11 protein-coding genes are annotated in these 14,809 nt (G+C 69.0%); 6 read left to right on the top strand and 5 right to left on the bottom strand.

The window, feature by feature from the left end; genetic code table 11:
- Window positions 1-36 precede the first annotated feature (36 nt).
- The 3 genes from WS69_RS08870 to WS69_RS08860 are packed head-to-tail and all read left to right on the top strand — an operon-like array spanning window position 37 to window position 2,896.
- Window positions 37-828, top strand: a complete 792-nt coding sequence (locus WS69_RS08870; protein WP_059470408.1) for an ABC transporter ATP-binding protein — start codon at window positions 37-39, stop codon at window positions 826-828.
- The gene (locus tag WS69_RS08865) at window positions 822-1,829 is read left to right on the top strand and encodes an ABC transporter substrate-binding protein (protein WP_059470407.1); all 1,008 of its coding nucleotides are present in this window, start codon (window positions 822-824) and stop codon (window positions 1,827-1,829) included. Before WS69_RS08870 ends, WS69_RS08865 begins: the two co-directional genes overlap by 7 nt.
- The gene (locus WS69_RS08860) at window positions 1,826-2,896 is read left to right on the top strand and encodes a FecCD family ABC transporter permease (RefSeq protein ID WP_059470406.1); all 1,071 of its coding nucleotides are present in this window, start codon (window positions 1,826-1,828) and stop codon (window positions 2,894-2,896) included. Before WS69_RS08865 ends, WS69_RS08860 begins: the two co-directional genes overlap by 4 nt.
- Before the next feature lie 311 nt (window positions 2,897-3,207).
- On the opposite strand, the gene WS69_RS08855 is transcribed toward WS69_RS08860, so the two are convergent.
- From WS69_RS08855 to WS69_RS08845, 3 genes are all read right to left on the bottom strand, one after another.
- Entirely contained in the window at window positions 3,208-4,155 is a 948-nt protein-coding gene (locus WS69_RS08855; RefSeq protein ID WP_059470405.1) for a LysR family transcriptional regulator, read from the bottom strand.
- Window positions 4,156-4,228: 73 nt separating this feature from the next.
- Window positions 4,229-4,867, bottom strand: a complete 639-nt coding sequence (locus tag WS69_RS08850) for a 2-hydroxychromene-2-carboxylate isomerase (RefSeq protein WP_059470404.1) — start codon at window positions 4,865-4,867, stop codon at window positions 4,229-4,231.
- 97 nt (window positions 4,868-4,964) lie between these two features.
- Window positions 4,965-6,392: a TAXI family TRAP transporter solute-binding subunit gene (locus tag WS69_RS08845; RefSeq protein WP_059470403.1), complete on the bottom strand. Its 1,428-nt coding sequence runs from the start codon at window positions 6,390-6,392 to the stop codon at window positions 4,965-4,967.
- Between the two features lie 442 nt (window positions 6,393-6,834).
- On the opposite strand from WS69_RS08845, the gene WS69_RS08835 reads away from it, so the two are divergent.
- The 3 genes from WS69_RS08835 to WS69_RS08825 all read left to right on the top strand — a co-directional run bounded on the left by WS69_RS08835 (window position 6,835) and on the right by WS69_RS08825 (window position 11,879).
- On the top strand, window positions 6,835-7,212 hold the full coding sequence (locus tag WS69_RS08835) for a BON domain-containing protein (RefSeq protein WP_059470401.1): 378 nt from the start codon (window positions 6,835-6,837) through the stop codon (window positions 7,210-7,212).
- 117 nt (window positions 7,213-7,329) lie between these two features.
- Complete coding sequence (locus WS69_RS08830; protein WP_059470456.1) at window positions 7,330-9,429, top strand: D-(-)-3-hydroxybutyrate oligomer hydrolase; 2,100 nt, start codon at window positions 7,330-7,332, stop codon at window positions 9,427-9,429.
- Window positions 9,430-10,034: 605 nt separating this feature from the next.
- The gene (locus WS69_RS08825; RefSeq protein ID WP_059470400.1) at window positions 10,035-11,879 is read left to right on the top strand and encodes a S10 family peptidase; all 1,845 of its coding nucleotides are present in this window, start codon (window positions 10,035-10,037) and stop codon (window positions 11,877-11,879) included.
- Window positions 11,880-12,107: 228 nt separating this feature from the next.
- Here WS69_RS08825 and WS69_RS08820 read toward each other — a convergent pair whose 3' ends face one another.
- Together WS69_RS08820 and WS69_RS08815 are read right to left on the bottom strand one after the other, a co-directional pair.
- The gene (locus WS69_RS08820) at window positions 12,108-12,902 is read right to left on the bottom strand and encodes a sulfite exporter TauE/SafE family protein (protein WP_059470399.1); all 795 of its coding nucleotides are present in this window, start codon (window positions 12,900-12,902) and stop codon (window positions 12,108-12,110) included.
- A 359-nt stretch (window positions 12,903-13,261) separates the two neighbouring features.
- Window positions 13,262-14,704, bottom strand: a complete 1,443-nt coding sequence (locus WS69_RS08815) for a DHA2 family efflux MFS transporter permease subunit (protein ID WP_059470398.1) — start codon at window positions 14,702-14,704, stop codon at window positions 13,262-13,264.
- Window positions 14,705-14,809 lie beyond the last annotated feature (105 nt).

The following is a 14,809-nucleotide window of genomic DNA, read 5'->3' as shown; positions in this document are numbered from 1 at the left end:
TCGCCGCATTCGCACGATCATCGAAAAGGCCCGCCCATGTCCGCGACACTCGACATCGAACACCTGTGCTGGTCGCCGGCGGGCGCGCCCGCCGTGCTGCGCGGTCTGTCGCTGACGGTGCGCGCGGGCGAGCTCGCGGGCCTCATCGGTCCGAACGGCAGCGGCAAGACGAGCGTGATGCGATGTGCGTTTCGCTTCGCGCGGCCGCAAGCGGGCGCGGTGACGCTCGACGCGCGGGACGTGTGGCGCGCGTCGCCGCGCTGGAGCGCGCAGCGGATCGCGGTGCTGCAGCAGGAGGCGCCCGACGATTTCGGCCTGACGGTCGAAGAAGTCGCGCGGATGGGCCGCACGCCGCACAAGCGCCTGTTCGATGCGGACACCGCGGACGACGCGCGCATCGTCGAGGCCGCGCTGCGCGACGTCGATCTGTGGACGCGGCGCGAGCGGCGCTTCGCGTCGCTGTCGGGCGGCGAGAAGCAGCGCGCGCTGCTCGCGCGTGCGCTCGTCCAGCGGCCGGCGCTGCTGCTGCTCGACGAGCCGACGAATCACCTCGACGTGCGCCATCAGCTCGAATTGCTCGCGCGCGTGCGCGCGCTGCGCGTGACGACGCTTGCGACGATCCATGATCTGAACCTCGCCGCCGCGTACTGCGACCGGCTGCACGTGCTGGCCGATGGCCGCATCGTCGCGAGCGGCGCACCCGCCGACGTGCTGACGCGCGCGCGCCTCGCCGACGTGTTCGGCGTCGAGGCGATCGTCGACGCGCACCCGGTATCGGGACGGCCGCGCGTCACGCTGATCTATCCGGAGGATGCCGAACGATGTTGAAACGACGAACCGCCTTGTGCGCCGCGACGCTCGCGCGCGTCGTCTGCACGCTGTCGCTCGCGGCGGCGGCGATGAACGATGCCGTCGCATATCCGGTGACGGTGCGCAGTTGCGATCGCGACGTCACGTTCGAGCGCGCGCCCGCGCGCGCGGTGAGCAACGACGTGAACCTGACCGAGATGATGGTCGCGCTCGGCCTCACGGGCCGGATGGCGGGCTACACCGGCATCGCGGGCTGGAAGACCGGCAACGCGCGGCTGCGCGCGGCGCTCGCGGGCGTGCCCGAACTCGCGACGCACTATCCGTCGCTCGAAGCGCTCGTCGATGCGCGAGCTGATTTCTACTTCGCCGGCTGGGGCTACGGAATGAACCCGGGCGGCCCCGTCACGCCCGCGTCGCTCGAACGCTTCGGCATCCGAACGTACGAGCTGACAGAATCGTGTGCGCTCGCGATGCGGCGCCCGCCCGCGTCGTTCGACGACGTCTATCTCGACCTGACGAACCTCGGCCGGATCTTCGGCGTCGACGCGCGCGCGGCGCAGGTCGTCGACGCGATGCGCGCGCGCATCGACGCGGTGCGTCGCACGCTCGCGCGCGCGACGGCCGGAAAGACGCCGCCGCGCGTGTTCGTCTACGACAGCGGCACCGACAAGCCGCTGACGGCCGGCGCGCTCGCAATGCCGAACGCGCTGATCGCGGCGGCGGGCGGCCGCAACGTGATGGACGACGTGCCGCGCAGCTGGACGCAGGTCGGCTGGGAGAGCGTCGTCGCGCGCAATCCGCAGGCGATCGTGATCGTCGATTATTCGGCGGTGACGGCCGAGCAGAAGAAGCAGTTCCTGCTGAGCCAGCCCGCGCTCGCGCAGGTCGATGCGATCCGTGCGCGCCGCTTCATCGTGATTCCGTACGATGCGGCGACGCCCGGCGTCGAGAATGCGGCGGCCGTCGAGACGATCGCGCGCAGCCTGCATCCGGACGCCTTCGCGAAGGCCGCGCGATGAGCGGCGCGACGATCGGCGACGCCTCGATCGTTGCGAACGGCCGCCGCCTGCGCGCGCGGCTCGTGCTGCCCGCGCTCGCGGCGCTCGTCGCGATCTCGGTCGTCGCCGCGACCGCGCTCGGCGCGACGACGATCGCGCCCGCGCGCGTCGTCGCGATCGTCGCGGCGCACGTCGCCGACGCGCTGGGCATCGACGCGCTCGCGTTGCACCGCGCATCGATCGCCGAGGACAGCATCGTCTGGCAGATCCGGTTGCCGCGCGCGCTGCTCGCAGCGCTCGTCGGCGCGACGCTCGCGATGGTCGGCGTCGCGCTGCAGGCAGCGACCGCGAACCGGCTCGCCGATCCGCATCTGCTCGGCGTGAGCTCGGGCGCGATGCTCGGCGCGGTCGCGGCGACGCTCGGCTTCGGCGCCGCGTTCGGGCCGCTCACGCTGTCGTTCGCGGCGTTCGCCGGCGCGCTCGTCGCAACCGCGCTCGTGATCGCGCTCGCATACCGGCGCGGCCGGCTCGAATCGGATCGATTGCTGCTCGCGGGCGTCGCGGTGTCGTTCGCGATGACGGCGGTCGCGAACCTGCTGCTGTATCTCGGCGATCCGCGCGCCGCGTCGTCGGTGCTGTTCTGGATGCTGGGCGGCGTCGGGCTCGCGCGCTGGGATCTGCTCGGCGCGCCCGCGTGCTGCGCGGCGCTCGCGGCGCTGCTGCTGGTTGCACGTCGCCGCGAATTGAACGCGCTGATGTCGGGCGACGTCGCCGCGGTCTCGCTCGGCGTACCCGTCGCGCTGATGCGCCGCGAAGTGTTCGTGATCGCATCGTTCGCGACGGGCGCGATGGTCGCGGTGAGCGGCGCGATCGGCTTCGTCGGGCTCGTGACGCCGCATCTGTGCCGGCGTCTCGTCGGCGCGGAGCACGGGCGGCTGTTGCCCGTCGCGGGGCTGAGCGGCGCGGGGCTGCTCGTCTGGGCCGACGTCGCCGCGCGCACGCTCGTCGCGCCCGAGGATCTGCCGATCGGGATCGTCACCGCAGCGCTCGGCGGCGCGTTCTTCATCGCGCTGATGCGGCGGCATTGAGCGGCGCTGCGCGCCGGCGACTCGGGCGGGGCGATCGACAGTGAGCGATGCGGCCGTCGACGTGTACGCCACGTGCGCGCGATCCGCGCATCGCAACGGTGTGATGCCGCCGGTCGTTTGAATTTCAGTAGCTCGATGCGTACGTCGATGAACGAATGCAACGCGGCGTGCAGCCGGCAACGGCAACCGCAACGGCAACGGCAACCGCAACGGCAACCGCAACGGCAACCGCAACCGCAACGGCAACCGCAACGGCAACCGCAACGGCAACCGCAACGGCAACCGCAACGGCAACCGCTACTGCCTACCGCCTACCGCCGCCTTCCGCGCATCGTCAGCTCCGCCGACACGTCAGTCATCAACGCGCTCAGCCAATCGACGTCGGTTGGCCGATCGGGCGCCGGATGCCGGAGCTGATAGCAGCGGATGCGCGGAAATGGCACGGGCGCCTCGACGACGACGAGCGGCAGCAACTGCGCGTAATGGATCGCGAAGCGGCGCGTCGTCGTGAAGATCAGGTCCGATTGCAGTAGCACCTGCGGCACGAGCCCGAAGTATGGCAGCGTCGCGACGACGTGCCGCGCGATCCCCGCGCGCGCGAGGCCGAGCTCGATCGCGTTGTGCCGCGCGCCGATGTACGGCGCGGGTGCGAGATGCGCGGCGTTCGCGTACGCGTCGCGCGTGAGCGGCGCGCGCGCGAGCGGATGGTCGCGCCGCATCAGGCAGACCACGGTGTCCGAGAACAGGTCCGCGCGCACGAAGCGCGCGTCGGGCTTCGGCCAGTTGCCGATCACGAGATCGAGCGCGCCCGAATCGAGCGCGGTCGCGTGATCGAGCGACGGATTGAGCGAATCGATCTCGAGCCGCGTGTGCGGCGCCGCCGCGCGAAAGCGCGCGATCAGCGTCGGCATGAAGAAGTCGTTCAGATAATCGGGCGCGGCGATCCGGAACGTGCGGCGCGCGGTGTCGGGATCGAACGGCCCGTGCGGCGTCGCGACGAAATCGACGTCGCGCAGCGCGCGCTCGGCGGCATCGAGGAGCGATGCGCCATACTCGGTCGGCACCATGCCCGTCTTGCCGCGCACGAGGAGCGGGTCGCCGAGCGCGTCGCGCAGCTTGCGCAGCGCGGCGCTGATCGCGGGCTGGGTGTGGTTCAGGCGCAGCGCGGCTTGCGTTACGCTGCGCTCGACGAGCAGCGTGCGAAGCACGCGCACGAGCCAGATGTCGAGCGACGCGGTGCAGTCTTGATCCGGTTGCATCTGCAGCGGAGAAGGCGGCGTCAGGCGCGGGCGCGTCGCATCGCGCGCCCGCGGCGCGCAACGGCGGGCGATGTCATGCGAGTCCGGACGGCAGCGCGCTGATTCGCCTCACTTCGCTCGATTCGAGCCAGCTCGGCGTGCGCGCGCAATAAAGCACCATCGGCAGGGCATCCTCGCCCCAGAAGAGCTGGTGGTTCAGCCAGAAGGTCGGCACGCCGAATACGCCGAAGGTGATCGCATCGTCGGTGTTGCGGCGTAGCTGCGAGACGGTTTCGTCCGACGTGAGCCGCTCGTCGTCGTGTGCGATGCCGACGCGGCCGCACAGTTCGGCGAAGTTGTCGGGCGCCGACGGATCGCGGCCTTCGCGCCAGACGAAGCGAAAGATCTCGTGAATCGCCTGGACGTCCGAGTCGAGCGCGATCGCGAGCAGCAGCAGGCGCGTCGAATCGAACGGATGCGCGGGCGGCATCTTGAACGGGATGCCGAGCTGCTCCGCGCGAAAGAGCGCGTGCCGATAAGTGAAGACGCGCTTCGCGGGCACGTCGGAGGCGGGACGGTGGCCCCAGTGGCGATGCAGATCGGCGAGCGCCACTGGCGCGAGCGCGAACGCGATGCTGGGCCATTTGTCGTGCTGCTCCAGCAGCAGATACGAGAACGGCGACAGGAAGTCGTAGAACCATATCGGCTGGGAGGCGTCGAGGCCGACGGTCATGGAGTGTCTCCTGAGGAAAAGGACGCGACGCGCGGCCTCGTGATTGAATGTTACGCGGCGGCGCAGGCAATTGCAGCCGCCGCGACGGATTTTCGGCTCAAGCGCCGCCCGAGGCGGGCGGCGCGTCGGCGGGTTTCGGCGTCGCCTGCGCATTCGCCGCGGCGGGCGACGACATCTCGTGTTCGCGCGCGAGCAGCCGCTCGCGGACGAAGCCGATGTGCTCTCGCAGCACGTAGAACTGGCCTGCGTAGGCGAGCGGCATCTTCATCCGGTTGACCGATTCCTCGACGTCGTCGAGCTTGTCGAGCAGCACGACGCGCTCTTGCGCGGTGTGCTCGCCGAGCGCGCTGCGCTCGAGCGCGATGAGCGCGCCGTACCAGCGGTAGATCCGCGAGCGCACGCGCCAGCCGTACAGCGACGGCACGAGCCGCAGCCCCGGAATCAGCACGACGATGAGCGGCACGGCGATGAAGAGCAGCCGGTCGACGAGGCTCGCGACCCAGAACGGCAGCTTCCGGTACAGGAACGTCTTGCCGGACTTGTAGTAGCGCGCGGCGTCGTCGGACAGCGGGAAGCTGCTGTGCGTGACGGGCGACGGAAATTCGCCCGCGCGCTGCAGGATCGTCGCGCGGCCGTGCACTTCGCGTGCGGCCTCGACGAGGAGGTCGGACAGCGCGGGGTGCAGCGTGTCGCGCGCGATCAGCTCGACGGTCGGCGACAGCGTGTGGATGTCCGACGGCGGCAGGTTCGCGCCCGGATCGTAGACGCCCATCGGCAGCGTGATGTCGGTCAGGTACGCGAAGCGCCGCGTGTACGCCTCGGCCTGCGTAAACGAATAGAAATGCACGCCGGGCGAACGAAACAGCTTCGCCATCACGGGAATCTGCGTCGAGTCGCCGGACAGGAACGCGGCATCGATCTTGCCGTCGATGAGCGCGCGCGCCGCGTCTTCGCCGGAGAGCGGCAGCAGCTCGGTCGCGCCGCCCGGCGCGATGCCGTTCATCTTGAGGAGCGCGAGGCCGAGTTCGTGCGCGCCCGCGCCCTCGGCGCCGAGCGCGAGCCGCTTGCCCTTGAACTGCGACAGCCGCTCGATCTTGGGCCCGTGATAGAGGATTGCGAGCGGCACGTAGCCGACGCTGCCGAGCGAGACGAGATTCTCCTGCTTCTCCTTTTGCTCGATGCCGCTCTGGACGAAGCCGGCGTCGACTTTTTGCGCCGGATCCGACAGCCGCGCGAGGTTTTCGGCCGAGCCCTCGGATTCGAGCACGTCGAGCGTCACGCCGTTCTTCGCGAGAATCTGCTTGTACCGCTGCGCGGCGCGCCAGTTCGTGCTGCCGGGCGGACCTGCCGAGATCGTCAGCGACGTCGGCGGCGCGGGCTGGATCAGCGCGATCGCGAGCCAGATCGCGGCGATCGACAGCACGACAGTCGGCCCGATCGACATCGCGAGATCGCGCCACGACACCGCGACGAAGCGGGCGACGATGCGATGGGGCCGGTGACGGCGAGGTTGGGCTGGCTTCATGAGACTGACGGCAGGGGGCTGTTCGCGGCGATGGTACCCGAGTTCGACGCCGCTGCGGCAGTGCGGTGCGCCGCGCCGCAGCACGAGAACTTGGCGCGTGCGCGGACTGTGGATTACATTGTGCAGGGCCGTCGCGCGTTTGCGTTCAGCTGGCGAACGCAAGCGCGCGGGTGCCGGCCGGCGCGGCTGCATCCGCCGCAACGGCCGCGCGCCGGCTGCCGCACGTCTTTCCGGCGCGGCGACGCGGCCCGGCGCGCGGTGGGTTCGGTTCCGGCCCGCCGCGCCGGTTCGCATCCGGCTCGATTCCCGGCCGGCGCTTTTCCCGCATCATCTCGCGCAGCCGCCATGCGGCGCCGCGCGACGACGCATCGCGGTCCGCATTCGGACCGAGCATCGCCCGCAGTCGCGGTTCCCGTCGAAACCACCGGAATCAGGAGAACGCATGAAATCGATCGTATCGAAGGCAGTCGGAGGCATGATCGTCGCGGCGCTTGTCTTCGGCAACGCATTCGCGCAGGCGAGCGGCGCGGCGACCGAGTCGACCGGCGCGAACACGCCCGCCGCCACGCCGAGCGCGTCGAAGGCCGCCGCGAAGGCCGCGCGCCAGTCGAACCGCAAGCTCGGCTATGCGGTGCGCAAGGCGATTTCGAAGGTGAACGGCGTGAACGTGTCGAACGTCACGGTGCGTGCGAAGGGCGGCGTCGTGACGCTCGAGGGATCAGTGCCGGACGCGTCGCAGATCGACAAGGCCGTCGACGCCGCGAAGGGCGTGTCGGGCGTCGCGTCGGTCAACAACAAGCTGTCCGTGCAGCCGCAGTGAGGCGATGGCGGGCGGCGCAGCGACGCCGCCCGCCGCGCGCGCCGGCCGGGCTTCGGCTCGGCGCGCGCAGCTCGACGATCGAGCGATTCGAACCAACCAAGCAGACTGGGGGCGATGATGACGACGATCAGGGGCGGATCGAAGCGTGCGTCGATGCTGGCGCTCGCGCTCTTCGGCAGTGTGCTGCTCGGCGCCTGCCACAGCGACGACAACGCACAGGTGAACGTGCTGCCCGACTTCGTTTCGGGCAGCGTGCGCACGACGGCTTATGACGGCGTCAGCGACGATCTGCTGACGGCGGGACTCGGCAGGACGGGCTTGGGCAGCGACACGCGGCCCGGCTTCGTGAATCCGGCGCAGCCGACCGCGGCGGAGCTGCGGCGTCTTGCGATCTACTCGAACTATCGCGCGCTCGTCGACATCACGGCGAACGGCGGCTACGGGCGCTTCTGGGGGCCGAACGTCGATCTCGACGGCAACGACACGCTCGGCGAAGGCAAGATTCCCGGCACCGAATATCTCGCGTACTCCGACGACGGCAGCGGCCGCAAGAACGTCACGCTGCTCGTGCAGGTGCCGGCGAGCTTCGATCCGGCGAATCCGTGCATCGTGACGGCGACGGCGTCGGGCTCGCGCGGCGTGTACGGCGCGATCGCGGCAGCGGGCGAGTGGGGCCTGAAGCGCGGCTGCGCGGTCGCGTACAACGACAAGGGCGGCGGCAACGGCGCGCACGAGATCGGCACGGGCCTCGTCACGCTGATCGACGGCACGCTCGCGAGCGCATCGAGCGCCGGCAGCGCGAGCCTCTTCACCGCGAGCGAATCGAGCAGCGCGCTCGCCGCGTTCAACAGCGCATTTCCGAACCGCTACGCGTACAAGCACGCGCATTCGCAACAGAATCCCGAGCAGGACTGGGGACGTGTGACGTTGCAGGCGGTCGAGTTCGCGTATTGGGCGCTGAACGAGCAGCTCGGCCCCGTCGTCGACGGCACGCGCCACGGCATTCGCTATCGGCCGGGCGACATCACGACGATCGCCGCCTCGGTCAGCAACGGCGGCGGTTCGGCGCTCGCGGCGGCCGAGCAGGATACGCGCGGCTGGATCACCGCGGTCGTCGTCGGCGAGCCGCAGATCAATGTGCGATTGACGCCCGGCGTGACGGTCGAGCAGGGCGGCGCGCCCGTGCCGTCGTTCGGCCGGCCGCTCGCCGATTACGCGACGCTCGCGAACCTGCTGCAGCCGTGCGCGGCGGCGGCGACCGCCGCGACGGGCGCGCCGTACCTCAGCGCGCTGCCGACGAGCGTCACGCAGTCGATTCGCGTCCAGCGCTGCGCGACGCTCGCGGCGGCCGGGCTCGTCTCGGGCGCGGACACGCAGAGCCAGGCGAGCGACGCGCTCGCGCGGCTGCACGCGGCCGGGTATCTCGCTGATTCCGACCTGCTGCAGGCGCCGATGTGGGATTCGCAGGCAATCCCGGCGATTGCGGTCACGTATGCGAACGCCTACACGCGATCGCGCGTCAGCGACAACCTGTGCAACTTCAGCTTCGCGACGACGAACCCGGCGACGGGCGCCGTCGCCGCGCCCGCCACGTCGCCGATGACGAACCTGTTCGGCGCGGGCAACGGGGTGCCGCCGACAAACGGGATCAATCTCGTGTTCAACGGCGTCGCGTCCGGCGTCGACCACCGGCTCGCGACGCCGGACGCGAGCTTTGCGGGCGCGCTGTGCCTGCGCCAGCTATGGACCGCGAGCCAGCTCGGCATCGCGGCGAACGTCGATGCGGTGCGCGTGAACGCGAACCTGCAGCACAAGCCAGCGATCATCGTGCATGGCCGCAGCGACGCGCTCGTGCCGGTCAATCACGCGTCGCGCGCGTACGTCGCGCAGAACAGCGCGATCGAGGGCGGCGCGAGCCAGCTATCGTTCTACGAAGTGACGAACGGCCAGCACTTCGATGCGTTCCTGCCGGCGCCCGGCTTCGACACGCGCTTCGTGCCCGTTCACTACTACGACGAGCAGGCGCTCAATCTGATGTGGAACCACCTGAAGAATGGCGCGCCGCTGCCGCCGTCGCAGGTGATCCGCACGGTGCCGCGCGGCGGCGTGCCGGGCGCCGCGCCCGCACTGACGACGGCGAATCTGCCGCCGATCGTCCAGTCGCCGGGCGCGAATGCGATCACGGTGAACGCGGGGGTGATCGACGTGCCGCTCTGACGCACGCGACGCACGTTTTTCTGTCGCGACGGCCGGCCCGCACGCACGTGCGGCCGGCCGTTTTCATTGGCCGATGCGTATTCGCCGCATCGGCGCCATTCCCGGATTTCTCTGTAACAAATTCTTACTTTACGTTGTGGTCGGGCGCTTCTAATATGCGCCGGTATTTGCTCGTATTTTTAAAAAATACATGCGACTAATATATTTCCGATTCGTTAAATAATCCTTTCAAAATCATTTTTGGTTTTCGAAAAAATCGAATGGAATTGCCGGTCGATGATTATTCGAAAATCGAGTGAGGATTGTTTTCTTCGAAAAAATAATGCGTGCGGCAACCTGGCTGCGCGCAGGGGCGGTCTTGTCTACTCGGAGCGCAGGGGGCGTCCCGCGCGATCGGCATTTCGATCGCCGATTTTATTCTGGAATTGATTCCAGTGCGTCAAGCCGGAAATTCGAGCGGGTAAATAATGCCATGCAGCTAATGCTGCGCATGGCGAAAATGCTCGGAGTGCGCGTCGCATAACGGTCGCATTCCTAGTGCGGAGCGTCGATGAAATCATCCGTTTCAATCGGCGGAATTTATCGTTCTATTCGAGAGGGCAATAATGAAGATACAGAAGTCCTTGAAAGACGGTTTCGCGCTCAGGTTGGGCAGGGCGGCACGGCCGGTCGTCGCCGCCGCCCTTGCCGCACTGCTCGTCGCCGCTTGCGGCGGCGATGACGGCGGTGGCGGCAGCCCGTCGCTCGCGGCCGCGAACGTCGCGAACACGGCGACATCCGCGAACGCCACGACCGCCACCGACGCGACGAGCAACGCCGCGCTACCGCCAGATCAGCCGTACCTCGACAACGACATCTACGGCACCGGCCCGAACGATGCGGTGACGGATGCGACGGAAGGCGCATCGGTCGTTCACCGGCAGGCGAAGATCGGCGACCAGATTCTCACCTACACGGCGACGGCCGGCCACCTCGTGACGATCGACCCGATCACGTCGAAGCCGAACGCGAAGATGTTCTACGTCGCGTACACGCTCGACAATCCCGATCCGAAGAAGCCGCGCCCCGTCACGTTCTTCTACAACGGCGGCCCGGGCTCGTCGTCGGTCTACCTGCTGCTCGGCTCGTTCGGGCCGAAGCGCCTGCAGTCGTCGTTCCCGAACTTCACGCCGCCCGCGCCGTATCGGCTGCGCGACAACCCGGAAAGCCTTCTCGACCGCTCGGACCTCGTGTTCATCAACCCGGTCGGCACCGGCTATTCGGCCGCGATCGCACCGGCGAAGAACAAGGACTTCTGGGGCGTCGACCAGGACGCGCACTCGATCGACCGCTTCATCCAGCGCTACCTGACGAAGTACGCGCGCTGGAACTCGCCGAAGTTCCTGTTCGGCGAGTCGTACGGCACTGTCCGCAGCGCAGTGACGTCGTGGGTGCTGCATGAGGACGGCATCGAGCTCAACGGGGTCACGCTGCAGTCGTCGATCCTCGACTATGCGAACGCGGTGAGCGCGATCGGCATCTTCCCGACGCTCGCGGCCGATGCGTTCTACTGGAACAAGACGACCGTCAGCCCGAAACCGACCGATCTCGACGCGTACATGGTGCAGGCGCGCAGCTACGCGGACAACGTGCTCACGCCGCTCGCGCAGGCGCCGAATCCGCAGGACGGCGGCTTCGTCAACGTGCGGCTGAACCTGAACCTCGCGGCCGCGCAGCAGATGGGCGCGTACATCGGCACCGATCCCGTCTCGCTGATCCAGACGTTCGGCAATCCGGCCGCGCTCGGCAACGTGCCGTCGTCGGACGACAACCCGCCGTACACGTTCTTCCTGACGCTCGTACCGGGCATCCAGATCGGCCAGTACGACGGACGCGCGAACTACACGGGCAAGGGCATCGCGCCGTACATCCTGCCGAACTCGGGCAGCAACGATCCGTCGATCAGCAACATCGGCGGCGCGTACACGGTGCTGTGGAACGACTACATCAACAACGACCTGAAGTACGTGTCGACGTCGTCGTTCGTCGATCTGAACGACCAGGTGTTCAACAACTGGGACTTCAGCCACACGGATCCGACGGGCGCGAATCGCGGCGGCGGCAATACGCTGTACACGGCGGGCGACCTCGCGGCGACGATGAGCCTGAACCCGGACCTCAAGGTGCTGTCGGCGAACGGCTACTTCGACGCGGTGACGCCGTTCCACCAGACCGAGCTCACGCTGCAGCAGATGCCGCTCGATCCGTCGCTCAAGGCGGCGAACCTGACCGTGAAGAACTATCCGTCCGGCCACATGATCTATCTGAACGATCATTCGCGGATCGCGATGAAGTCGGATCTCGCCACGTTCTACGACGGCATCCTCGCGGATCGCACGGCGCTGCGACGCGTGCTGCTGCGTCAGCAGAAGGCGCTGCAGATGAAGCAGCAGCAACAGCAGGGGCAGTAATGCGGGGCTAGCCGTTCCCGGCCGGGCCGCCCGCCATCGTCGCTCGGCGGCGGCGGGCCCGGGTGTCGTGAACGGTGGCTTCGCGGCGATCTTCGCCTCGCGGGAGCAATGCGCTCGCGAGGCGTTTTTTTAGGGCGGTCGCCCGGCGGGTGGAGGGCCGCGTCGGAGCGTGGCGGGGACGAGGGAGAATGCGGCGCGCGAAACGCGCGTTCGACGCGCGCGATGCGATCAGGACAGCACGAGCTTCGCGCCGACCGCGACGAGCGTCGTCGCGAGAATCCGGCGCAGCAGCCCTTCGGGCGCGCGCGTCGACAGATGGCTGCCAGCGACGATGCCGGGCACCGAGCCGATCAGCAGCGACACCAGTATCGACCAGTCGACCGAACCGAGCATCCAGTGTCCGACGCCCGCGACGAGCGTGAGCGGAACCGCATGAGCGATGTCGGAGCCGACGATGCGGGTCGTCGAGAGCGTCGGGTACAGCAGCAGCAGGACCGTCACGCCGATCGCGCCCGCGCCGACCGACGTCAGCGACACGAGCACGCCGAGCACGGCGCCCGTGAGCACGGTCGCGGCGAGCGTGCGCGTCGGGCTCGGCGGGAGCGCGCGCGTGCGCCGCGCGGCGAACGCGGCGAGCTGCGGGCGGAACAGCAGCGACAGCGACGTGAGCAGCAGCGCGGCGCCGAGCACGAACTGGATCATCCGGCTCGTTTCCTGCGAGTGCATGCCGTGCGAATGCAGGAACCACAGCGTGACTGCGGCGGCGGGCACGCTGCCTGCCGCCAGGCGCCCGGTGATCCGCCATTCGACCGTACCCTTGAGTCCGTGCACGAACGTGCCGGTCGCCTTCGTGAGCGCCGCGTACAGCAGATCGGTGCCGACCGCGGTCGCCGGATGGACGTTGAACAGGAGGACGAGGATCGGCGTCATCAGCGAGCCGCCGCCTACGCCCGTCAAGCCGACGAGAAAACCGACGAAGAGGCCGGACAGGGAATACAGCGGATCGATATGAAGCAACGGCATCGGCGGAGGGTGTTAGGCGTTTGAAAGTAACGGCGCGAAGTAAGTTTGCTATTGTCGCAAAACTCGCGGATCGATGCGGAAAAGCACAAAAGGACCGGGAAGGATTCGAAGCGGGGCGTCGGGCAACCGAGAGCGGCTGCAACGGCCAAGCGCGCGATGCGCGAACGGGTGGGAAGAGGGGCGGCGGACGCGCGCCGCCGCCGGGTGATGCGGCCGGCGCCGGATCGTGAGCCGCGAGCGACGCGACGGTATTGCGCGGTTGCTCGCGGTCGCCGGCGAACGTGCGCGGCGCAACGCGCGGCTGCGCGGGCTGTCGAGAACGACGTGCGCCGGCGGTGCCGGTCGCGCGTCTGCGCCGCTCAATGCACAGCGCCCCGCGGTTCGGCTCCGGCGTTTGGCTGCGCACGGATGCGCAGCGCGACGCCGAAGCCCGCGGCCGCCGCGGCGAACACCGCGCCGCATGCGAACGCGACGTGATAGCCGCCGTTGAGCGCGATCGGCAGCGGCGCGTGCGCGGCGACGAGCGTGCCGGTGCGTGCGGATGCAAGGCTTGCGAGCACCGCGAGGCCGAGCGCGCCGCCCATCATGAACGACGTATTGACGATGCCCGACGCGAGCCCCGAATCGCTCGGCGCGACGTCGCTCATCGCGGCGAGCAGCATCGGATTGAACGCGACGCCCGCACCGACGCCCAACAGCGCCATGCCGGGCAGCACGTGTGCGACGAAGCCGCCGCCGGCGGGCGCGCGCGCGAAGAGCGCGAGGCCGAGCGCGGCGACGAGGAGCCCGGCGGCGATCGGGCCGCGGATGCCGAAGCGCATCACGATCTTTGCGGACAGGCCAAGCGAGAACGCGGCCATGATGAGGTTCGCGGGCAGGAACGCGAGGCCGACCTCGAGCGGTCCGTAGCCGAGCACGCGCTGCATGTAGAGCGCGGACAGGAAGAACCACGCGAACATCGCGGCCGCCCACAGCACGCCGATCGCGTTCGCGACCGCGACATTGCGCTTCGCGACGAGCGCAAGCGGCATCAATGGATGCGCGACGCGCGCCTCGATTGCGACGAACGCCGCGAAGAGCGCGGCCGCGCCGCCAAGGAGCGCGATCGTCTGCGTCGACAGCCAGCCGGCCTCGTTGCCGTTGACGACGCCGTAGACGGCAAGCATCAGCGAAGCCGTGACGGTGGCGGCGCCGGCGACGTCGAGCCGCGCGACGGCCGCCTGCGCGCGCACCTTCGGCAGCAGCGCGGCGGACAGCGCATGGACGGCGACGCCGATCGGCAGATTGACGAGGAAGATCCAGTGCCAGCCGAGCGTGCTCGTGAGGAAGCCGCCGAGCAGCACGCCGAGGCTGCCGCCGCCCGCGCAGACGAAGCCGTAGACGCCCATCGCCTTCGCGCGTTCGCCCGGCTCGGTGAAGAGATTCATGATGAGCGACAGCGCGACGGCCGACACGACCGCGCCGCCGAGTCCCTGCACCGCGCGCGCGGCGATCAGCACGACCTGCGTCTGCGCGAGCCCGCACGCGAGCGACGCGAGCGTGAAGAGCGTCAAGCCGGCGAGGAACATCCGGCGATGGCCGTACAGGTCGCCGAGCCGGCCGCCCAACAGCAGGCAGCCGCCGAACGTCAGCATGTAGGCGTTCACGATCCAGACGAGCGCGGTTTCGGAGAAGTGCAGGTCCGCGCCGATCGACGGCAGCGCGACGTTGACGATCGTCGAGTCGAGCACGATCATCAGCACGCCCAGGCAGAGAACGACGAGCGCATACCAGCGCTTCGGGCCGTGCAGGCCATGAGTCATGGGCGATGCCTCCGAAGGGTGGGAGGCAGCATTGTAAGCGCGCTGTGAGGCGTCTTCCTGCCGGTTGCTGACAGGCGGCTTCTCGTTCACGTGCGGGCCGCGGCG

It is taken from the genome of Burkholderia sp. BDU5 (assembly GCF_001522845.1).
GTDB lineage: Bacteria > Pseudomonadota > Gammaproteobacteria > Burkholderiales > Burkholderiaceae > Burkholderia > Burkholderia mayonis.
This window is presented reverse-complemented; position numbering and strand designations above follow the sequence as displayed.

Coding starts and splice junctions, on each gene's coding strand:
- WS69_RS08870 (WP_059470408.1), top strand. CDS start 37: ATGTCCGCGACACTCGACATCGAACACCTGTGCTGGTCGCCGGCGGGC.
- WS69_RS08865 (WP_059470407.1), top strand. CDS start 822: ATGTTGAAACGACGAACCGCCTTGTGCGCCGCGACGCTCGCGCGCGTC.
- WS69_RS08860 (WP_059470406.1), top strand. CDS start 1,826: ATGAGCGGCGCGACGATCGGCGACGCCTCGATCGTTGCGAACGGCCGC.
- WS69_RS08855 (WP_059470405.1), bottom strand. CDS start 4,155: ATGCAACCGGATCAAGACTGCACCGCGTCGCTCGACATCTGGCTCGTG.
- WS69_RS08850 (WP_059470404.1), bottom strand. CDS start 4,867: ATGACCGTCGGCCTCGACGCCTCCCAGCCGATATGGTTCTACGACTTC.
- WS69_RS08845 (WP_059470403.1), bottom strand. CDS start 6,392: ATGAAGCCAGCCCAACCTCGCCGTCACCGGCCCCATCGCATCGTCGCC.
- WS69_RS08835 (WP_059470401.1), top strand. CDS start 6,835: ATGAAATCGATCGTATCGAAGGCAGTCGGAGGCATGATCGTCGCGGCG.
- WS69_RS08830 (WP_059470456.1), top strand. CDS start 7,330: ATGACGACGATCAGGGGCGGATCGAAGCGTGCGTCGATGCTGGCGCTC.
- WS69_RS08825 (WP_059470400.1), top strand. CDS start 10,035: ATGAAGATACAGAAGTCCTTGAAAGACGGTTTCGCGCTCAGGTTGGGC.
- WS69_RS08820 (WP_059470399.1), bottom strand. CDS start 12,902: ATGCCGTTGCTTCATATCGATCCGCTGTATTCCCTGTCCGGCCTCTTC.
- WS69_RS08815 (WP_059470398.1), bottom strand. CDS start 14,704: ATGACTCATGGCCTGCACGGCCCGAAGCGCTGGTATGCGCTCGTCGTT.